The 20,176-nt window shown below is 62.7% G+C and carries 22 protein-coding genes; 11 read left to right on the top strand and 11 right to left on the bottom strand.

Annotated features, from left to right (window positions below; genetic code table 11):
- Window positions 1-67 precede the first annotated feature (67 nt).
- A complete protein-coding gene (locus VIZ63_RS10635) occupies window positions 68-1,297 on the top strand; it encodes a patatin-like phospholipase family protein (protein WP_331609574.1) in 1,230 nt (409 codons plus the stop codon).
- Here the strand turns inward: VIZ63_RS10635 and mgtE are convergent.
- The 9 genes from mgtE to VIZ63_RS10680 all read right to left on the bottom strand — a co-directional run bounded on the left by mgtE (window position 1,262) and on the right by VIZ63_RS10680 (window position 9,200).
- Window positions 1,262-2,614, bottom strand: a complete 1,353-nt coding sequence (mgtE, locus tag VIZ63_RS10640) for a magnesium transporter (protein ID WP_414703788.1) — start codon at window positions 2,612-2,614, stop codon at window positions 1,262-1,264. The two genes, VIZ63_RS10635 and mgtE, sit on opposite strands and share 36 nt — an antisense overlap.
- Window positions 2,615-2,808: 194 nt before the next feature.
- On the bottom strand, window positions 2,809-3,681 hold the full coding sequence (gene rapZ / locus VIZ63_RS10645) for an RNase adapter RapZ (protein ID WP_331609576.1): 873 nt from the start codon (window positions 3,679-3,681) through the stop codon (window positions 2,809-2,811).
- Between the two features lie 126 nt (window positions 3,682-3,807).
- Window positions 3,808-4,119, bottom strand: coding sequence for a ribosome hibernation-promoting factor, HPF/YfiA family (hpf, locus tag VIZ63_RS10650; protein ID WP_331609577.1), 312 nt, complete (start codon window positions 4,117-4,119; stop codon window positions 3,808-3,810).
- Window positions 4,120-4,236: 117 nt separating this feature from the next.
- Window positions 4,237-5,685 carry an RNA polymerase factor sigma-54 gene (locus VIZ63_RS10655; protein WP_349261168.1) on the bottom strand — a complete coding sequence of 483 codons (1,449 nt, stop codon included), beginning with the start codon at window positions 5,683-5,685 and terminating at the stop codon, window positions 4,237-4,239.
- Between the two features lie 78 nt (window positions 5,686-5,763).
- The gene (gene lptB / locus VIZ63_RS10660) at window positions 5,764-6,489 is read right to left on the bottom strand and encodes an LPS export ABC transporter ATP-binding protein (RefSeq protein WP_331609579.1); all 726 of its coding nucleotides are present in this window, start codon (window positions 6,487-6,489) and stop codon (window positions 5,764-5,766) included.
- Window positions 6,486-7,166, bottom strand: a complete 681-nt coding sequence (locus VIZ63_RS10665; RefSeq protein ID WP_331609580.1) for an LptA/OstA family protein — start codon at window positions 7,164-7,166, stop codon at window positions 6,486-6,488. Before VIZ63_RS10665 ends, lptB begins: the two co-directional genes overlap by 4 nt.
- Complete coding sequence (lptC, locus tag VIZ63_RS10670; protein WP_331609581.1) at window positions 7,144-7,695, bottom strand: LPS export ABC transporter periplasmic protein LptC; 552 nt, start codon at window positions 7,693-7,695, stop codon at window positions 7,144-7,146. Before lptC ends, VIZ63_RS10665 begins: the two co-directional genes overlap by 23 nt.
- Window positions 7,692-8,198, bottom strand: a complete 507-nt coding sequence (kdsC, locus tag VIZ63_RS10675) for a 3-deoxy-manno-octulosonate-8-phosphatase KdsC (RefSeq protein ID WP_331609582.1) — start codon at window positions 8,196-8,198, stop codon at window positions 7,692-7,694. Before kdsC ends, lptC begins: the two co-directional genes overlap by 4 nt.
- 18 nt (window positions 8,199-8,216) lie before the next feature.
- Window positions 8,217-9,200, bottom strand: coding sequence for a KpsF/GutQ family sugar-phosphate isomerase (locus tag VIZ63_RS10680; protein WP_331609583.1), 984 nt, complete (start codon window positions 9,198-9,200; stop codon window positions 8,217-8,219).
- Between the two features lie 145 nt (window positions 9,201-9,345).
- Here VIZ63_RS10680 and VIZ63_RS10685 point away from each other — a divergent pair, with 145 nt between their 5' ends.
- Together VIZ63_RS10685 and murA are read left to right on the top strand one after the other, a co-directional pair.
- Window positions 9,346-9,594 (top strand): BolA family protein, encoded by a 249-nt coding sequence (locus VIZ63_RS10685; protein WP_331609584.1) that lies wholly within the window; start codon window positions 9,346-9,348, stop codon window positions 9,592-9,594.
- 2 nt (window positions 9,595-9,596) lie between these two features.
- Entirely contained in the window at window positions 9,597-10,856 is a 1,260-nt protein-coding gene (gene murA / locus VIZ63_RS10690; protein ID WP_331609585.1) for a UDP-N-acetylglucosamine 1-carboxyvinyltransferase, read from the top strand.
- A 45-nt stretch (window positions 10,857-10,901) separates the two neighbouring features.
- On the opposite strand, the gene VIZ63_RS10695 is transcribed toward murA, so the two are convergent.
- Complete coding sequence (locus VIZ63_RS10695) at window positions 10,902-12,014, bottom strand: S1C family serine protease (protein WP_331609586.1); 1,113 nt, start codon at window positions 12,012-12,014, stop codon at window positions 10,902-10,904.
- Window positions 12,015-12,337: 323 nt separating this feature from the next.
- Between VIZ63_RS10695 and petA the strand changes: the two genes are divergently transcribed.
- The 5 genes from petA to VIZ63_RS10720 all read left to right on the top strand — a co-directional run bounded on the left by petA (window position 12,338) and on the right by VIZ63_RS10720 (window position 16,031).
- Entirely contained in the window at window positions 12,338-12,940 is a 603-nt protein-coding gene (gene petA, locus VIZ63_RS10700; RefSeq protein ID WP_331609587.1) for a ubiquinol-cytochrome c reductase iron-sulfur subunit, read from the top strand.
- Window positions 12,937-14,190, top strand: a complete 1,254-nt coding sequence (locus tag VIZ63_RS10705) for a cytochrome bc complex cytochrome b subunit (protein WP_331609588.1) — start codon at window positions 12,937-12,939, stop codon at window positions 14,188-14,190. The genes petA and VIZ63_RS10705 overlap by 4 nt, the downstream gene beginning before the upstream one ends.
- Window positions 14,180-14,938 (top strand): cytochrome c1, encoded by a 759-nt coding sequence (locus tag VIZ63_RS10710; protein WP_331609589.1) that lies wholly within the window; start codon window positions 14,180-14,182, stop codon window positions 14,936-14,938. Before VIZ63_RS10705 ends, VIZ63_RS10710 begins: the two co-directional genes overlap by 11 nt.
- Window positions 14,939-15,002: 64 nt before the next feature.
- On the top strand, window positions 15,003-15,599 hold the full coding sequence (locus tag VIZ63_RS10715; RefSeq protein WP_331609591.1) for a glutathione S-transferase N-terminal domain-containing protein: 597 nt from the start codon (window positions 15,003-15,005) through the stop codon (window positions 15,597-15,599).
- Between the two features lie 12 nt (window positions 15,600-15,611).
- Complete coding sequence (locus tag VIZ63_RS10720) at window positions 15,612-16,031, top strand: ClpXP protease specificity-enhancing factor (protein WP_331609592.1); 420 nt, start codon at window positions 15,612-15,614, stop codon at window positions 16,029-16,031.
- A 6-nt stretch (window positions 16,032-16,037) separates the two neighbouring features.
- Here VIZ63_RS10720 and pdxH read toward each other — a convergent pair whose 3' ends face one another.
- Window positions 16,038-16,703 (bottom strand): pyridoxamine 5'-phosphate oxidase, encoded by a 666-nt coding sequence (gene pdxH / locus VIZ63_RS10725; RefSeq protein WP_331609593.1) that lies wholly within the window; start codon window positions 16,701-16,703, stop codon window positions 16,038-16,040.
- Between the two features lie 145 nt (window positions 16,704-16,848).
- Here pdxH and VIZ63_RS10730 point away from each other — a divergent pair, with 145 nt between their 5' ends.
- The 3 genes from VIZ63_RS10730 to VIZ63_RS10740 all read left to right on the top strand — a co-directional run bounded on the left by VIZ63_RS10730 (window position 16,849) and on the right by VIZ63_RS10740 (window position 20,169).
- Complete coding sequence (locus VIZ63_RS10730; RefSeq protein WP_331609594.1) at window positions 16,849-17,946, top strand: prephenate dehydrogenase/arogenate dehydrogenase family protein; 1,098 nt, start codon at window positions 16,849-16,851, stop codon at window positions 17,944-17,946.
- A 10-nt stretch (window positions 17,947-17,956) separates the two neighbouring features.
- On the top strand, window positions 17,957-19,045 hold the full coding sequence (locus VIZ63_RS10735; protein WP_331609595.1) for a GGDEF domain-containing protein: 1,089 nt from the start codon (window positions 17,957-17,959) through the stop codon (window positions 19,043-19,045).
- Between the two features lie 104 nt (window positions 19,046-19,149).
- Window positions 19,150-20,169: an extracellular solute-binding protein gene (locus VIZ63_RS10740; protein WP_331609596.1), complete on the top strand. Its 1,020-nt coding sequence runs from the start codon at window positions 19,150-19,152 to the stop codon at window positions 20,167-20,169.
- The last annotated feature ends 7 nt before the right edge of the window (window positions 20,170-20,176 follow it).

Raw genomic sequence — 20,176 nt, forward strand, 5'->3', positions numbered from 1 at the left:
CCAGGGCAAATCACGAGTCCGTCCGTGCCGCTTCGATCGATTGGCGAATGTCTGCTGAGATCCAGCCGTGACAACTGACCGAGGCCCTGCCTTTCCCGAATCCAGGCTCGGCCTGGTCCTGCCCGGCGGAGGCGCGCGTGCCGCCTATCAGGTCGGCGTGTTGCGTGCGATTTCCGACCTGTTGCCCGCCCGCGCGTCGAATCCTTTTCCGATCATCACGGGCACATCGGCCGGTGCGGTGAATGCGACTGCGCTCGCGGTGCATGCGGAGCGCTTTCGCGTCGCAGTCGGCAATCTCGAGCGCGTCTGGCGGAATTTTCACGTCCAGCATGTGTTCCGCGCCGACACGATCAGCATGATGCGATCGGGTCTGCATTGGTTGCTGTCCATGATGTCCGGCGGCTGGTTGCTGCCGCCGCCAAAATCGCTGTTCGACAATTCGCCCCTGCGCGAGCTGCTGAAGCAGCAGTTCGATTTCGCCGCCGTGCGTCGCTCCATCGACGCGGGCCAGCTCGACGCACTGGCCATCGCGGCCGCCGGTTATGTCAGCGCGCGTTCCGTCGCCTTCTATGAATCGAAGCAGGGGGATTCACCGTGGAATCGCCTGCGCAGAGTCGGCGAGCCTACGCAGCTATCGCTCGATCACCTGATGGCCAGTGTTGCTGTGCCGTTCGTATTTCCACCGGTCTTGATGGGCGATGAGTATTACGGCGACGGCGCGATGCGGCAGTCGAGTCCCTTCAGTCCGGCCATCCATCTCGGCGCTGACCGCCTGCTGGTCATCGGCACACGCAACGACGCGCATGGCAATGCGTCGCAGCCGCCCAGCTGTCCGACGTTCGGGCAGATCTTCGGCTACATGCTCGATGCCCTGTTCACCGACGGACTCTCCTCGGACATGGAGCGGCTGATTCAGATCAATCATCTCGTGGAGCAGGGGCTGTCGGTCGGGCCGGGCGAGACGCGGATGCGCAAGATCGAGCTGCTGGTGATCCTGCCGAGCCGCGATATCTCCGAAATCGCGCGGCATCACGTAGGCTCGTTGCCGCGTTCGCTGCGGGTCTTGTTGCGAACGATGGGCGCGCTGAACACCGGCGGCGGCCAGCTCATGAGCTACCTGTTGTTCCAGGATACGTTCACGCGCGAGCTGATCGCGCTCGGCTATCAGGATGCGATGAAACGTTCGGAAGATCTGCTGGCCTTCATCGGCGGTCACTCCGTGGCGTCGACGGGCGCGACCGGCGTGCTGCAGCGACTGTCATCACGTCAGGAACAGCGCGCCGAGACCCAGCAATGAGGCGAAGCCGATACAGTCGGTGAACGTCGTCAGGATGACGCCACCGGCCAATGCCGGATCGATGCCGAGCCGCTTCAGTACCAGCGGCACACCGACGCCAGCGATGGCCGCACCGAACAGATTGATCATCAGCGCCGCGGCGATGATCACGCCGATCCTCCAGTCCTGAAACCACAGGCCGGAGGCAAGGCCGACCGAGCCTGCGACGAACAGGCCGTTCAACATGCCGACGCTGATTTCGCGCAGGAGCAGCCAGCGGGCGTTGGTCTGTTCCACCTGGCCCAATGCGATGCCGCGGATGATCAGCACCAGCGTCTGACTGCCGGCAATGCCACCCATGCTGGCGACGATCGGCATCAATACCGCAAGGGCCACCACTTTCTCGATGGTGGCTTCGAAAAGGCCGACAACGTTCGCGGCGAGGAAGGCCGTGGCGAGATTCACGCCCATCCAGACCGCGCGTCGCCGGGCGCTGCGCGCCACACCTGCGAACATGTCCTCGTCCTCATCGAGGCCGGCCATGCTCAACACCGAGTGATCGGCTTCTTCGCGGATGACGTCGACCACGTCGTCGATCGTGATACGGCCCAGCAGGCGTCCGTCCGCTGTGACGACCGCTGCGGACACGAGGTCGCGGTCCTCGAACAGCTTGGCCACGTCGCGAGCCGGCGTTTCCGGCGCAATCCCTTCGACCGCGGAGTCCATGAGTTCACCGACGGTGGATTCGGGGTCCTCGGTCAGCAGGCGTGTGATGTCGAGGCCGCCGAGGTACAGGTCGTGACGATTCACCACGAACAGGCGGTCGGTGCGTTCGGGCAATTCCGCACGCATGCGCAGATAGCGCAGTACGGTTTCCAGCGTGACATCCGGGCGGATGGTCACGGCGTCGAGGTTCATCAGGCCGCCGGCGCTGTCCTGCTCGAAAGCCAGCACTGCGGTCAGTCGCTCACGGTCCTGTGAGTCCATTGACTGCAGGACACGTTGGTTGAGTGTCTCGGGCAGGTCACCGATCAGATCGGCGAGGTCGTCGACCTCCATGCCTTCGGTGGCCGCGATCAGTTCATCCGCGTCCATGCCGCCGATGAGTTCGGCGCGCACTTCTTCGTTCAGTTCGATGAGGACGTCGCCCTCGAGTTCGGGGTCGACGAATTCCCACACGATCTCGCGCTTGGCCGGCGGCAGCGATTCGATGAGCGAGGCGATTTCAGCAGGGTGCAGCGAATTGACCATTCGATGGCCATGCCGCATGGATCCCTGCTCGAGCGCTGTGCGTAGCGCCGCGAGCCGACTGATTTTTGCGACCTGAGACTCGGCCATCATGCAAGAGCCCACCGCGAAGTGGCGCGCAGTGTAGCGGGAGAGTCCCGCAGGCTCTAGACGAAATGTCTGCGATGTCAGAAGGCCGAGAGGAACTCCACGGGGAACACGGGGCCACACGGGGCGCAGAAAGATTCTTCTGCTTCGAACCCAATGGTTCCCCGTGATCCCTGTGGAAATCTCCTGGGTCTTCTTCAGCGACGGCTGGCGTCGCCGACGACCTGGTGGCGTGCGTGCACGAGCGGATAGCGTTTGGTGAAATGTTCGGTCAGGCGTTCGACCAGGTACACCGAGCGATGCTGTCCGCCGGTGCAGCCGATGGCGATGGTGAGATAGCTGCGGTTGCTCCTGACGAACTCGGGGATCCAGTGGTCGAGGAAACCGGCAATGTCGGTGAACATGCGTGTGACGACCGGATGACGATCGAGGTATTCCGCGACCGCCGCATCGCGGCCGGTCAGATGCGTGAGACCGGGTTCCCAGTGGGGATTGGGCAGATTGCGCACGTCGAAAACGAAATCTGCGTCGTCCGGCACGCCGTGACGGAACGCGAAGGACTCGAACAGGATGGACAGACGATCCGCCGAGCGCCCGGCCACGCGCTGCCGGATCAGTTCCCGCAAGTCATGAACGCTGGTCCGTGAAGTGTCGAGGATCAGGTCCGCGGCGTCTGCAATCGGCGCCAGCAGATCTTTTTCCTGGCGTAGTGCGTCGATGAGGCCAGTGCCATCGCGGCTCAGCGGATGCCGGCGGCGACTTTCACTGTAGCGCTTGAGCAGGACTTCCTCGTCGGCGCGCAGGAACAGGACTTCGCAACCGACGCCGCTGCGCTTGAGTTCGGCAACCAGGTTCGGGACGGAAGCAATCTCGGCCGGGCGATTGCGGGCATCGACGCCGACGGCGGTCGACCCGTAGGTGGACTCATGCGAGCGCACTGTGTGCGAAATGAACATCGGCAGAAGGCCCGCGGGGATGTTGTCCACGCAGTAGTAGTCGAGATCCTCCAGCATGTGAAGGGCGACACTTTTGCCGGAGCCGGACAGACCGCTGACGATGACCAGGCGCATGGCGCGGAGGCTAGCAGGCCGCGATGACGGACGGGTAGGGGACTGAAAAAAAGAAGGCCCCGCGGCGCGAACCGCGGGGCCTTGGGTGCGTCGGATCGCCTCACTGCGACCCGCAATGGTGCGCGATCAGGAAATCGCAGGCCTGGTCGCGTAGTGGTTGCCGAGCTTTTCCTTGTGCTTCTTGACGCGCCGGTCGAGCTTGTCGGCCAGTGCATCGATGGCGGCGTACATGTTGGGATCGGTGGCGTCGGCGTAGACCGTGGCGCCGCTCAGCGCGACGGTGGCCTCCGCTTTATGTCGCAATTTCTCGACGGTGAGAATGCAGTGAACGTCTATGACGTGGTCTGAATGCCTGACGATGCGGTCGAGCTTTTTCTCGACGTAGCCCTTGAGGGATGTAGTGACATCCACGTGGTGACCGGTGACGTTCAATTGCATGGCGCCTCCAAAACTTGGGCAATCCGGCAGAGTTGACATCCACAACCGGAGTACTGCCATCCGCCGGTTGCACTGCATGTGATCGGGTGGATTCGTGGGCGTTCAAGTCCTCGTAAGCTATCTCGCCGAAACCCGTTTACGGTCGCTCGACGGCGGTATGCCGAGTGCCTCGCGATATTTCGCGACGGTACGGCGAGCGACCTGGACTCCTTCCTGCGACAGGATCTCGGCAATGCGGCTGTCGGACAGCGGCTTGTCGGAGTCTTCCTGTGCCACCAGTTTGCGGATCTTGGCGCGGATGGCGGTCGATGACATTTCGGTGCCGTCGCTCGCCGCCACGTGGCTGGAAAAGAAGTAACGAAACTCGAACACACCGCGGTGGGTGTGCATGTACTTGTTGGTCGTGACGCGCGAGATCGTGGATTCGTGCATCTCCACGGCTTCGGCGACGTCCTTGAGGATCATCGGCTGCATGTATTCGTCGCCGTTCTCGAGGAATGCCGACTGGCGCTGCACGATACAACGCGCCACTTTCAGCAGCGTGTCGTTGCGGATTTCGAGACTGCGGATCAGCCAGCGTGCTTCCTGCAGCTGAGTGCGCAGCATGGCGTGATCCGCTGACCGGCCGATCAGGCTGGCATAGCCCTGGTTGACGCGGATGCGCGGCAGGCTTGCGGGGTTGATGTCCACCGCCCAGCCGCCCCGCTCGATGCGACGGACGAAGACGTCCGGGACGATGTACTCGGCAGGAACCGAGTGCACGCTCGACCCCGGCCGTGGCTGACAGCCACGCACCAGGACGAGTGCGTATTCCAGTTCCTCTTCCGATACGCGCAGCTGGCGACGCAGCAGCGAGTACTGATGCTCGGCGACCTGATCGAGATAGTCGGCCGCGATGCCGATAGCGGTTTCGCGTCCGGGGGTAGCCGGATCGAGCTGCCGCAACTGCAACTGGATGCACTCGCTGACCGAGCGCGCGCCGACGCCGGCCGGATCCATGGCCTGGATGTGCAGCAGCACGCGGTCGAGGTCGGCGACGGTCGCGATGACTTCGGGCTGCAGGTTGCGGGCGATCTCCTCGAGCGGCTCGATGACGTAGCCGTCGTCGTTGATGGCGTCGATGATGGCGGCGCCGATGCGTCTGTCGCGCTCGTTCAATCGCGTCATTTCGAGCTGCCAGGTCAGGTGTTCCTGGAGTGTCTCGCCGCTGGTGTCGGAGAAGTCCTGCGAAAGATCGTCACCCGACCAGGGCGTATCGGCCTGGCCGGTGATCTGGTTGTCGCTCCAGTCCTGGTCGTCCACGGGCTCCATTTCCGGAACGGCTTCGACGACCTCGGCTGATTGTGCGGGGGTGGCGGATTCGAACTGCTGCGGTTCGACGATCGTATCGCCGGTTTCGAGGCTGCCGGCCTCGTCTTCCGACTCGAGCATCACATTGGTTTCAAGCGCCTCACGGATCTGCGCCTGCAGTTCGAGTACGGGAAGCTGCAGCAGGCGTATGGCCTGTTGCAGCTGCGGAGTCATCGTGAGCTGCTGGCCAAGTCTCAGCTGCAGTGCGGGTTTCAGCATTCGGGGCGTCGTACCTGGTCGTCAATCCGCCGGGACGACGCAGACTCGTTCGTCGTTCCGGCCATCCTTAATAAGTCATAAGCGGAAGTCGTGGCCCAAGTACACCTCACGAACCTCCTCATTGGCAAGGATCTCGTCCGCAGTCCCGGATGCGATGACCGAGCCGCCGCTGACGATATACGCACGACTGCAAATCCCCAATGTTTCCCGGACGTTATGATCGGTGATGAGCACGCCGATATTACGTGCCGTGAGGTGGCGGATGATTCGCTGGATGTCGAGCACCGAAATCGGATCGACGCCCGCAAAGGGTTCATCCAGCAGCATGAACCGCGGTTCCGCGGCCAGCGCGCGGGCGATTTCGACACGCCGCCGTTCGCCGCCCGACAGGCTTTGCCCGACGCTGTTGCGGATATGACCGATGTGGAGTTCTTCCAAAAGGGATTCGAGCGCTGCCTCGCGCTTTTCCCGGTTCAGTTCGGACCGCGTTTCCAGAATGGCCAGGATGTTCTGGGCGACCGTCAGTTTGCGGAATACCGAGGCCTCCTGGGGCAGGTAGCCGAGCCCCAGGCGCGCGCGGCGATGTACGGGGAGTCTGGAAATGTCGTTCTGGTCCAGGACGATGCGGCCGCTGTCCATCGGTACCAGCCCGACGATCATGTAGAAGGCCGTGGTCTTGCCGGCGCCATTCGGGCCGAGCAGGCCGACCACTTCGCCGCTCGAGATTTCGATGGAGAGATCTTTGACGACTTGCCGCGATCGATAGCGCTTGGCGAGACCTTCGACCAGCAGACGACTCATTCGGTGCTTCCGTTCTTGTCGGGCCGGGGCTTTGTGCCTGGGAGCTGCACCGGAGAACCGGGCTTGATGGTGATGTTGACCCGACCGCCGGAGTTACTGCTGCTGGCGCCGCCCGGATTGACCACGACCCGTTCGTCGTTGACGTTGTAGATCACGGTGTCGCCGCGGAACTCGTTGCCGCCATAGCTGAACCAGACATCCTGCGTCATTTTGACGGTGCCCTTGCCGAAGTCATATTCAATGACACCGGCACGGCCGCGGACGTTCTTGTCGGGCGTCGCGCCATTCAACTGCTGGAATGTCGCAGGGGAGCCGCGCACGGTCGCCTCGGCAATGCGGCCGGCGGTGAATACGGCATCGGCTGACGTCGATTTGAGATCCGCTTCGGCAGTGCGGATATGCACGTTGCGTTGGAACTTCCAGCGACTGTTCTCGCTCTGCAGCCCGTTCACCGTCGCCTGGTCGGCTTCCATCGACATGGGGCCCTGCGTAATACGCACATTGCCAGTCATCACGTGTTCGTCATTGCGCGCATCGGAATCCAGCAGGTCGGCTGCGAGATGGATGTCCTCCGTGCTCAGTGCAGGCGTCTGGGCGGCCTGCGCCGACCCGAGGGTCAGCAACAAGGCCGAACCCAACCAGAACGCAGAGTGTTCAGCTCGCTTCGGAACGGCCATTCACCGACTCCATTTTGACTCTCTCGGTCTTGAGATCGGCCTCGAAGCGCTTGACCCGCATCGAGTAAGTGCCGAACCGGATCGCGACCGGAGATGTGGTTGTGTAGGCGATATTCCTGTCGGGATCGACGCTCAATTCTTCTGTGCGCAGAAAGGTCGTCGCCGGCCCGTCGATGGGCCGCAGTTCGACATTGCCGGTGAACTGGATGACATGCGAATCAGGAGGCACGAAGCCGCGGTCGGCCGACAGGTACCAGCGTTTGTCGGGCACCTTGAGATAGTCCACACGCACGGTCTGCAGAGCAAAGCTCTCGTCGCCGGGCTGTTGTTCGATGCGATGCGCGATCAGTCGCATGCCGGGCGCGCCATTCGGTTCGGTTTGGGTGACCACGGCATCCCTCAGGTAATAGGCAGGCTGGTGCGGCATGTCCGTGACCGCATCGACTACGGGATTGCGACCCGACAGCACTCCCACGCCGATCGCAATGGCGGCAAGGAGGGACGAGACGATGATCCAGGACCAGTTCATGACGTTGCGATGCGCCGCTGCGCTTCGAGGATGAGATCGCAGATCTCACGGACGGCGCCTTGTCCGCCGTTTGCCTGCGTGATGAAGTGCGCGCGTGATTTGACGCTCGCGTGCGCGTCGGCGACAGCGACGGACAGTCGTGCGATTTCGAAAATCGGCAGATCCGGCGTGTCATCGCCGATGCTCGCAACGGCCTGCGGACCGAGACCCAGGATATCGAGCAGTTCACGCAGCGCAGCGAGTTTGTCGTCGATGCCCTGACGGATCCAGGTGATTCCCAGTTCCGTCATGCGCCGCTCGACCGCCCGCGACTGCCGGCCGGAGATGACGGCGATCTGAATGCCGGCGCGCAGCAGTTGCACGATGCCGGCGCCGTCGCGCACGTGGAACACCTTCATTTCCTCACCCTTCGGCGAGAAATAGAGGCGGCCGTCCGTGAGGACGCCGTCCACATCGAGCACGAGCAGGCGAATGTCATTGGCGCGTTCGATCAGGGTATCCATGCAGTTCAGCTCCGTGCCTCACATCACGCCGGCGCGGAACAGATCATGAACGTTCAGTGCGCCTACCAGGGTTCCGGATGCATCGATCACCGGCAGTGCGGTAATCCGGCTCGACTCCATGACGTGCACGGCTTCGGCGGCCAGCATCCGCGGCTGCACGCTCTTCGGATTGCGCTTCATGAGATCGCCCATGGTCGATCGATGCAGGTCGAACGGCTTGTCCAGCAGGCGTCGCAGATCGCCATCCGTGAAGACCCCGAGGACTTTGTCCTGTGTGTCGACGACGGTGGTCATGCCCAATCCCTTCGCGCTCATCTCGATCAGGCCGTCATGCAGCGACGTATCGACCGTGACTTTCGGCAATCGTTCACCAGTGCGCATGACGTCTTCGACATGCAACAGCAGCTTGCGCCCCAGGCTGCCGCCGGGATGCGATCGCGCGAAGTCTTCTTCGGTGAAACCGCGTGCATCCAGCAGTGCGACGGCCAGAGCATCGCCCATCGCCAGCGTGGCGGTCGTGCTGGCCGTCGGTGCGAGATTCAGTGGGCAGGCTTCCTGGGTGACGCTCACGTCCAGCAGCACGTCGGCGGCGCGCGCAAGCGAGGATTGTGGCTTGCCGGTCAATGCAATCAGGCTCGCTCCCAGCCGCTTGATTACCGGCAGGATGGCGAGCAGTTCGGGGGTTTCACCGGAATTGGACAGCGCCAGCACGACGTCCCGGGCGGTGATCATGCCGATGTCGCCATGACTGGCTTCCGCGGCATGCAGGAAGAATGCAGGAGTACCCGTGCTGGCGAACGTCGCCGCGATCTTGTCGCCGATATGCCCGGATTTGCCCATGCCGGTGACGACGACACGGCCGCTGCATTCATCGATCAGGCGGCACGCAGCGACGAACTGTTCGCCGATACGGCCTTCGAGCGCAGCGACTGCAGCCGATTCGATGCTCAGGACCTGCCTGGCTCGGGAGACGAGCTTTTCTGCGCCGAGTGACGATTTCATGAGGCGCATGATAGCGCGGCAACCTGAATCGAGGGTGTTCGGGGTGCGGAAGAATCCGCGCGGTTCATTTAAGATGCCCGCCCGTTCCGCTCGCGCATCACTGCCGCGCGAATCCATCTGCTGAATCCGCTGCGAAGTACCCATCATGAATGCCGCCGAAGTCCGAGTAATGATCGAAGCCGGGTTGCCAGGCGCCGACGTCAGGGTCGAGTCCGGTGACGACACACATTTCGAGGCGGTGATCGTGGCGCCGCAATTCGAAGGCAAGCGCATGATCCAGCGCCACCAACTCGTCTACGGCACTCTCGGTGCGTACATGGGACGGGAAATACATGCGCTGACCATGCAGGTCCTCGCGCCGTCGGAAATGCCGGCACAGCCACTGGACGCCTGACCATGGACAAGCTGCAGATTCGCGGCGGCACACCCCTCAATGGGGAAGTGCAGATTTCCGGCGCCAAGAATGCGGCGCTGCCGATTCTCGCCGGCACATTGCTGGCGCAGGAACCAGTGTCCGTCGGCAACGTACCGCACCTGCGTGATGTCACGACGATGATCGAGCTGCTGGGCAGCATGGGCGTCAGTGTCACGATCGATGAAAAGATGCGTGTCGAAGTCGATGCGTCGACGGTGCGCGACTGCGTGGCGCCGTATGAACTCGTGCGTACGATGCGCGCTTCGATCGTTGTGCTCGGTCCGCTGCTGGCGCGTTTCGGTCGGGCGGATGTCTCGCTGCCTGGCGGCTGCGCCATCGGTGCGAGGCCCGTCAATATCCATGTTGCCGGTCTGCAGGCCATGGGTGCGGACATCCATATAGAGAACGGATATATCCGTGCGCGTGCCGACAAGCTGAAAGGTGCGCGCCTGGTTCTTGAAACTGTGACAGTCACGGGCACCGAGAATCTGCTGATGGCCGCCACTCTCGCCGAGGGGCAGACCATCATCGAGAACGCCGCGCGCGAACCCGAAGTCGTCGACCTGGCGGATTTCCTCAATTCGATGGGTGCAAAAATTCGCGGCGCCGGCACCGATACGATCACGATCGACGGTGTGGAACGTCTGGGCGGCACCCGCTATGACGTGTTGCCGGATCGCATCGAGACCGGGACGTTCCTGGTCGCCGCCGCTATCACCGGCGGGCGGGTGAAAGTGAAGGGTACGCGGGTCGAGTACCTCGATGCGGTGCTGGCCAAGTTGCGTGAAGCTGGCGCGAGCATCGCCGTCGGCGATTCGTGGATCGAACTCGACATGCACGGTCAGCGGGCGAGGTCAGTCGACATCAGGACCGCGCCGCATCCGGCATTTCCGACGGACATGCAGGCGCAATTCGCAGCACTGAACACCATCGCCGATGGTGTCGCGACGGTGACCGAAACCATCTTCGAAAACCGTTTCATGCACATGCTGGAGATGCGACGCCTGGGTGCGGACATCCGCATCGAAGGCAATACCGCAATCATTCGCGGCGTGCCGCAGCTGACGGCCGCTCCGGTGATGGCCACAGACCTGCGCGCTTCCGCCAGCCTCGTGCTTGCCGGGCTCGTTGCGCAGGGCACGACGGACGTGCTGCGGATCTATCACATCGATCGCGGCTACGAGCGCATCGAAGAGAAGCTCGAACAACTCGGCGCGCAGATTCGTCGAATGCCTGGCTGAGCCCTGTGCTCTGGCGAAATGTTCAGCGGTTCGGGCTCCGACCGGTCATTGGGCCGTGTCGTCACTTGCCGGCCGCTGTTCGAGCGTGGCGCGCGCCGTCATGATTGACTGACCGCGACGGAAGCGGATTTCAATGTCGGATCCAGGGCGCATGGCGGCGGTCTGGGTCAGCGCTTCCTGATCGGTCAGGACGGGTCTGCCGTTGAGTTCGAGGATGAGATCTCCCGGCCGCAGCCCCGCGCGCTCGGCAGGACTGCCGGGATCGACCAGCCCGATGACGGGCGCACTGAAGCGGCGGCTCGTATCGCCGACCACGTGCACGCCGAGCCAGCCGCGGCGTACCTGCCCGAATTCGATGATGTCACCAATCACGCCACGCACCAGATTGACGGGAATCGCGAAGCCGATGCCTTCCGTGCCGAGTTGTTGTGCAAGCACGGCGGTATTGATGCCGATGAGGTCGCCGTCCACATCGATCAGCGCGCCGCCGGAATTACCGAAATTGATCGCGGCATCGGTCTGAATGAAATCCGCAAACGTAACGAGCCGTAGGCTGCCGCGGCCGATGGCACTGACGATTCCCTGCGTCACGGTCTGACTCAGGCCGAGCGGGTTGCCGATGGCGAGCACGATATCGCCGGCGCGCAGTTCATCGGAGCGACCCATCGGCATGGTCGGCAGATCCGGCAGGTCGATCTTGAGAACGGCGAGATCCGTGTCCGCGTCCGTGCCGACGACGGTGGGTTTGGTCACGCGTCCGTCCGCAAGCTGTACGCGAATTTCCGCGGCGCCGCGGATGACGTGCATGTTCGTCACGATGTGTCCGGCGGAATCGAGGATGACGCCGGATCCAAGGCTGCTTTCCACGCGCCTGCGAACAGCCGGCAAATTCTGTTCGAACATCGGTCGGGTCGGGGCCGGCGCGTTCGAAGTGCTCACGACCCGCGCCGTGTGAATGTTCACCACCGCGGGCGCCGCCCGCGCGACAGCATCGGCAAAGGACCGACGCGGCTGGGCTGCATTCGTCACGTTGGAAAGTCCGGGGACTGTGGTGCCCGGGTTATCGCTGGTCTGCGCTCGCCCGGTGACATTCGCCCGCACGAGCAGAATCGTGCAGGCGATGGCAAGACCCACCAGCGTCCACTTCAGTAAAAACACGAGGCTTTGTTTCAGCGTTGCCATGCATTCGGCCGCGGCGAGGTCCGGTGGGTAGGTCCTAAAGCGGATCCGGTCATGCCACGCACGCGACCGGCGCTTATCAGCGCTGTATTCAATGTGTGTATAATGCGGAATTCCTTCAGTGTTTGGAACTTAACGCAAGACGCACGCCGCCGTTCGCGCGGACTGTCTGCGAGGGAGCGCGTTGCGCCCTGCGCTGTCGGGTTCCTGCCGCTGCACTCTGGTGTATCAGTGCGGCGAATGAAGCGAAGCTACGAATCAATTGGGGTAGAGCCAGCACGACCGGCTCGCGGAGATCGTGGATGAGTGAAGAGCAAGTTGACCGCGGCAGGCGACATTTCCTGCTCGTCGCAACCACCGTAACAGGTGTCATCGGGGCGGGTTTGACCGCCGTACCATTCCTCGCATCCTGGAAGCCGAGCGCACGCGCGCAGGCACTGGGTGCGCCAGTCGATGCCGACGTCAGCAAGCTGGAGCTGGGCGCCATCATCAAGGTCAACTGGCGCGGCCAGGCGATCTTCATCGTGCGCCGGACGCCGGAAATGCTCGCGACGCTGACGTCGCCGGCCGTGATCGATTCCCTTCGCGATCCCGAATCTGCCGAGTCCGAGCAACCGGACTACGCGAAGAACGACAGCCGGGCCCTCAAGCCGGAATACCTGGTGCTGGTTGGCGTTTGCACCCACCTGGGATGTGCACCGCTCGACCGTTTCAAGCCGCAGGACGCGGAACTCGGCGCCACCTGGCCAGGCGGTTTCTACTGCCCCTGCCACGGGTCGAAGTTCGACCTCGCGGGCCGCGTCTTCAAGGACGTGCCGGCTCCCACCAATCTGCGCGTACCTCCGTACCGCTTTCTTAACGAGGGCGTCATTCAGATCGGCGCCGATTCGGAGGTCGCTTCATGAGCGCCGCGGAAACCAACAAGGGCTCGCGGCTCAGCGCGCTGGTCGGCTGGATCGATGCGCGTTTCCCCATGACGCGCATGATGAAGGAGCACGCCAGCGAGTATTACGCGCCGAAGAACTTCAACTTCTGGTACTACTTCGGCTCGCTCGCGCTCGTCGTGCTGGTGTTGCAGATCGTCACCGGCATCTTCCTGACGATGAACTACAAGCCCTCGGCCGCCGAGGCTTTCGCGTCCGTCGAATACATCATGCGCGATGTGGAGTGGGGCTGGCTGATCCGCTACCTGCACTCGACCGGCGCCTCGGCGTTCTTCATCGTCGTCTACCTGCACATGTTCCGCGGCATCATGTACGGCTCGTACAAGAATCCGCGCGAGCTGGTGTGGATCTTCGGCATGCTGATCTACCTGTGCCTGATGGCCGAGGCCTTCTTCGGCTACCTCCTGCCGTGGGGCAACATGTCCTACTGGGGCGCGCAGGTGATCGTTTCGCTGTTCGGCGCGATTCCCGGCATCGGTGAGTCGCTGGTCGAGTGGATCCGCGGCGATTACTACATCTCCGACATCACACTGAACCGCTTCTTCGCACTGCACGTCGTGGCGCTGCCGATCGCGCTGATCTTCCTGGTGATCGCGCACATCCTGGCGCTGCATGAAGTGGGTTCGAACAATCCGGACGGCGTCGAGATCAAGAAGCTGAAGGGGCCGGACGGTCATCCCGTGGATGGCATTCCGTTCCACCCGTACTACACGGTCAAGGATCTGGTCGGCTTCGTGGTGTTTGCGGCGCTATTCTCCTGCGTGCTGTTCTTCGCCCCGGAGATGGGTGGCTACTTCCTGGAGCACGCCAACTTCGAACCGGCGAATGCGCTGCAGACTCCGGAGCACATTGCGCCGGTGTGGTACTTCACGCCGTTCTACGCCATCCTGCGTGCGGTGCCGGACAAGCTGCTGGGCGTCATCCTGATGGGTGTCGCCGTGGTCGCCTTCTTCTTCATTCCGTGGCTCGACCGCTCCAAGGTGAAGTCGGTGCGCTACCGCGGCTGGCTGTATCGCGCCTTCCTGATCGTCTTCGCGATCAGCTTCGTCGCGCTCGGCTACCTCGGATTGCAGCCTGCAACACCGGGCTACACGATCGCGGCGCGGATCTTCGCCATCCTCTACTTCGCTTTCTTCCTCCTCATGCCTTGGTACACGCGCGCTGATCAGACGCGGCCCGTGCCTGAACGAGTGACCTACGATGCTCATTAAGAAGCCAGTCATCACCATCGCGCTGAGCCTGTTCTTCGGCGCAGCGTTGCCAGCCGCAGCGGCGGGGAGCGGTGCTTCCCTGCAGGCGGCGCACAACGACGTCAGCAATGTCGCTTCGTTACAGCGTGGCGCTCGCAACTACGTGAACTACTGCCTTGGCTGTCACTCGGCCAAGTATGTGCGTTACAACCGGCTGGCCAAGGATCTCGGCCTGTCGGAAGACCAGGTCATGCGCAACCTGATGTTCACGGGCGAACGGCCGCACGACACCATGAGTGTCGCGATGCGTCCCGATGACGCTGCTCACTGGTTCGGCCGCACACCGCCTGACCTGTCACTCATCGCTCGTTCGCGCGGCGCTGATTTTCTGTACACGTTCCTCAAGTCGTTCTACCTGGATCCCACTCGGCCGACCGGCGTGAACAACACCGTGCTGCCGGGCGCGTCAATGCCGCATGTGCTGTGGGAGCTGCAGGGCTACCAGAAGGCGGTCTACAAGGGCGAGAGCGACGCGGAACACAACGCCGTGCACAAGGAATTCGCCGGATTCGAGCTGGTGCAGAAGGGTAGCCTCACACCGCAGGAATACGACCTGTTCGTGCGCGATACGGTGAACTTCCTCGATTACATCGGCGAGCCGATGCAACTCAAGCGCCAGAGCCTCGGGCTCAAGGTGCTGGGGTTTCTGGCGATATTCTTCCTGCTGGCGTATTTCCTGAAGAAGGAGTACTGGAAGGACGTGAAGTGATGTCCTTGCGTCCTCGTGACGCGAAGACATTCTCCGGATCGATCCTGCCGGGGCACTGCGTGTGATGACCCTCTTCTCAAAGGCCGATGACGTGTGGAGTCACCGCACGCGCATCGTGCTGGCCGAGAAGAGCATCCACGTCGAATCCATCGACGTGGATGACGGCAACCTCCCGGAAGACCTGCTCGACCTGAATCCGTACCACAGCGTGCCGACGCTGGTGGATCGCGATCTCGTGCTCTACGACTCGCGCGTCATCATGGAATATCTGGACGAGAGGTTTCCGCACCCGCCGCTGATGCCGGTCGATCCGGTCACCCGTGCGCAGTTTCGCCTGGCGCTGTATCGCATCGAGCGCGACTGGTACGGACTCATCGATCAGATCAAGAACACTGATCGCAAGGAAGGTCAGACGGCGCGCAAGATCCTGCGCGACAGTGTTCTGGCGAGCGCCGATGTGTTCCAGGCCAAACCATTTTTCCTGTCGGATGATTTCTCGCTGGTCGATGCGACCATCGCGCCGGTGCTCTGGCGACTCGGCGCATGGGATATCGACCTGGGGGCGCAAGCGCCCGCCATTACGCGATACATGAATCTGGTGTTCTCGCGCCCAGCTTTCCGGCACAGCTTGTCCCGGACCGAACAGGATCTGCGTGCGTAGCACAGACAATTGATGATGACAGAGTCACCGCCCCTGAAGTCCCGCCGGCCCTACCTGCTGCGCGCGATGCACGAATGGATCTCGGACAATCTGCAGACACCGCACATCGTGGTCGATGCATCCATCAGCGGCGTCGATGTGCCGCGACAGTATGTCCAGGACGGCAAGATCATTCTCAATGTGAGCCTCAATGCGACCAGCGGGCTCAATCTCAGCAACGAAGGCGTGGTGTTTCGCGCCCGCTTCGGCGGGGCAACGCATGATGTCAGCGTGCCGATCGCAGCGGTGCTGGGGATCTATGCGCGTGAGACCGGGCAGGGAATGATTTTCTCGGAGGCCGACGCTCCCGCGCCGCCGCCAACGACCCCGCCCGATATGCCGCCCAGCGGTGAAGTGAAGCGCGCCAGGCCAACGCTCAAAGTAGTGAAATAAGAACGATCAGGGGTTCAGTCGCGTTGTCTGCCAGTTCCCGGCAGCGAACGAAAACTCATCCTGTCGGGTGAGCGAGCGCTTCCAGATCGCGCGATCGTGAACCCTGCCGGGCCCCTCGACCCACAGTTCCATCGATTCGATCCACAACCGATATCCGCCCCAATGCGGCGGGCGCGGCACCTCGCCGCCGGTCGCATCGACGGAAACGCCGAATTTTTGTGCGATAGCCCGAACCTGGTTCGCCAGCGTCTCGCGCGATGCCAGAGGCTGGCTCTGCGCACTGGCCCAGGCGCCAACGCGGCTCGCCAGTGCACGACTTGCGAAGTACTCATCGCTTTCCGCCGCGGGTGAGCGGATCACAGGTCCTTCGATCCGCACCTGCCGATGCATCGAGTCCCAATGGATGACGGCAGCCGCGCGCGGCTGGCTCTGCAGTTCGCGGCCCTTGCGTGACTCGTAGTTGGTGAAGAACACGACATAGCCCGCCTGCTCATCGACGCGCTTGCACAGCACGACTCGCGCGGCGGGGGATACGTCCTCGCCGACGGTAGCGAGCACCATCGCATCAGGGTTCGGCTGCTGCGCGCGGCTCCGCGCTTCCCGAAACCAGCCCGCAAAGAGGGGCAATGGGCTGCCAGGCAGGGGTTCGGGCAGGAATTCATTGTCAGACATGGATCGCGCGCCTGTTGGGGTAGTGCTGTGATCGCGGGCGGAGATTATGCCAGTGGCGACCGTCGCCGCCGATCGACGCTTGCCCGAACCCGGTGCACTGCCGTAAAACAACGGCGCAAAACCTCTCCCGCCGGTGATTCTCGCGATGACTCTCGATGAAATACGTACGCGTCTGAGCACGCTGGATGCGCAGCTTCTCGGCCTGGTGGCCGAGCGCCAGCGCCTCAGCCGCGAGGTTGCGGAAGCCAAGCGTGCGACCGGTCGCGGCACGCGTGACTTCCAGCGCGAACGCGAGGTATTGATGCGGGCCCGTGACATGGCCGCGTCGATGGATCTGTCTCCCGATCTCGCCGAGTCCGTGCTGCGGCTGCTGATCCGCGGTTCTCTGACGACGCAGGAACGCATGCGGGTGGCTGCCGGCGGTCGTGGCAGCGGACGCTCGGCGCTGGTGATCGGCGGCGCCGGAAAAATGGGTCGCTGGTTCGTCGAATTTCTCGCCTCGCAGGGGTATCACGTCGTGATCGCCGATCCGGCTGGAAGTCTCGAAGGCTTCACCACGGTGTTGGACTGGCGCGCAACCCCGCTGGATCACGATCTCATCGTCATTGCGACGCCCTTGCAGATTGCCAATACCGTCCTGCATGAACTGGCGGCGCGCAAACCGCGCGGCATCGTGTTCGATATCGGCTCTCTCAAGTCGCCGCTGCGGACCGGGATCAGGGCCATGCAGGAAGCGGGTTGCCGCATTACTTCCGTGCATCCGATGTTCGGTCCGGACACCGAACTGCTCTCGGGCCGACACGTGATCTTCGTCGATGCCGGCAACGCCGAGGCCATCGAGGAGGCGCGGAGCCTGTTTGCATCCACCATGGCTGAGCACGTGGTCATGTCGCTCGATGAGCACGATCGACTGATCGCTTATGTGCTGGGACTCTCGCATGCACTGAATATCGCGTTCTTCACCGCACTTGCGAACAGTGGCGAGGCGGCGCCGCGGCTCGCGCAGCTCTCCAGTACTACTTATGACGCGCAGGTCGATGTAGCCACGCGCGTGGCTCGTGAGAGCCCGGAACTGTACTTCGAGATTCAGAGTCTCAACGACTATGGCCGCGAATCGCTGTCAGCGCTGCGTGCTGCCGTCGAACAATTGTGGTCGGCGGTGTCGAACGACAATGCCGCTGAATTCGCCGCGATGATGCAGCAGGGCCGCGAATATCTGGCCGGACGCGTTCGGGAAGCATGAGGGCTGTACCGTGTCTCTTCGCGACCTCGAGAATGAGACACGGGAACTGCGGGCACGCATCGCCGCGCTGGTGGAAGAGGCGGGCAACAACGAACGCCTGCTCAAACGCAGCCAGGAACGTGAGCTGGAGCTGCTGAAGGCCGACACTCTCGCGCAGCTGTTCGAAGCCATCTGCAAGGGGCTGCGTGTCTCGTACGGACTGGAACACGTGACCTTGTTGTTGTGCGATCCGCAACACGAGATCCGCCATCTGCTGATCGCCGATCACATCAACACCGAGGATTTTCCTCAGGTGATCTTCGTCGACAGCCTCGTTGGCATCGCGCCGCAGTTCAGTTCGTTTCACAAGCCCTGGCTCGGGCCCTACATGGGCTGCGATCACCAGCTGCTGTTCCCGAAGGTCGAGGCACTGCGCAGCGTCGCGCTGATTCCGTTGCGCCGCAACGATCGGCTCCAGGGCAGTCTCAATTTCGGCAGCAATGACGAGAAGCGCTTCTCGCGGCATCTGGCGACCGATTTCCTCGCACACCTGGGCGTGATCACCTCGTTTGCGATCGAGAATGCCGTGAACCGCGCCCGGCTCGTGCGCAGCGGCCTCACCGATTTCCTCACGGGGTGGCACAACCGGCGTTATCTGCATGCCCGGCTCAAGGAAGAACTGGCACGCGCGCAGCGGCAGGGAACGGGCCTTACCTGTCTGCTGATCGATCTGGATCGCTTCAAACAGATCAATGATCGGCACGGGCATCTGGCAGGCGACATGGCGTTGCGGGAGGCAGCGCAGCGCGTCGATTCACACATTCGCGACAGCGACGCGGCTGCCCGTTTCGGTGGTGACGAGTTCGTCGTACTTGCGCCAGGCATCAGTCCCGAACAGGCGGCGGCACTGGCCGAGCGCATCCGCATCGCGGTGGCGGACGCGCCGCTCGAAATTGACGGCGTATCCCTTGATCTCACGGTATCCATCGGCGTCGCCGGGATCGTCCTCGATCGCAATGAATCTGATCTGAAGGCCGCGGCGGAGCGCCTGCTGGCGGAGGCCGATAGCGCGCTTTATCGCGCGAAGCAGAATGGCCGCAATCGCGTCGAACTGGCCTGATTGCAGTCACATCGGGTCTTGCCTGAAATAGAAGAACGTGTCTGCGTACTCCGCAATCGTGTTACCATCTTAATGAGAGTGATTCGCATTTGAAGGGTACGCACTTGTCTATCCATGCATTTCCCGGTCGTCTTTCGACGGTACTGATTGCTGCATTCGTCAGTTTGCTCGCTGCCTGCGCTCCGGCGCCGTCGGAACTGGTGGTCTACTCGGCCCGCAACGAAGAACTCGTCAAGGGAATCTTCGATCGCTATACACAGGAAACTGGCCAGAAGATTCAGCTGATCACGGACGATGCCGCTCCTCTGATTCAGCGCCTCGCCGCGGAGGGCAAGAATTCCCCCGCGGACCTGTTGATCACTGTGGATGCGGGTGTCCTCTGGCATGCCGCGCAACTCGGCGTACTGCGACCGATCGAATCGGCGACGCTGGACGCCAACATCCCCGAGCACCTGCGCGATCCGCAGAATCGCTGGTTCGGTCTGACCGTGCGTGCACGCACGATCGTGTACAGCACGGATCGTGTGAAGCCGGAAGATCTGGACAGCTATGAGTCGCTCACCGATCCGAAGTGGCGCGGCAAGTTGTGCCTGCGCACGTCCAAGTCGGTCTACAACCAGTCGCTCGTGGCCATGCTGATCGCGCAGCACGGCGAAGAAACCACGGAGAAGATCGTGCGCGGGTGGGTCGCGAATCTCGCCGCACCGGTTTTTGCCAACGACACCTCCCTGATGCAGGCCATCGTCGCGGGGCAGTGCGATGTCGGCATCGTCAACACGTACTACTTCGGTCGCCTGCAGCGGGACGACCCGAAGATTCCTCTCAGGTTGTTCTGGGCTGATCAGCGCGGGTCCGGCACTCACGTGAACATTTCGGGAGCGGGCGTCACGACGAACGCGCCGCGCGCCGAGCAGGCGCAGAAGTTCCTCGAATGGCTGTCACAGCCCGGGGCACAGTCGATGTTCGCCGGGATGGATCTTGAATTTCCGGCGTCTCCTGCCGCGCAGCCGGCGGAGCAAGTGGCGGCCTGGGGTGAGTTCAAGCCCAGTCCGCTGAATGTTGCTCGCGCCGGCGAGTTACAACCTGCGGCCGTGCGATTGATGGATCGCGCCGGCTACCTCTGACCGGCGC

The sequence above is a fragment of the Povalibacter sp. genome, assembly GCF_036520495.1.
GTDB lineage: Bacteria > Pseudomonadota > Gammaproteobacteria > Steroidobacterales > Steroidobacteraceae > Steroidobacter.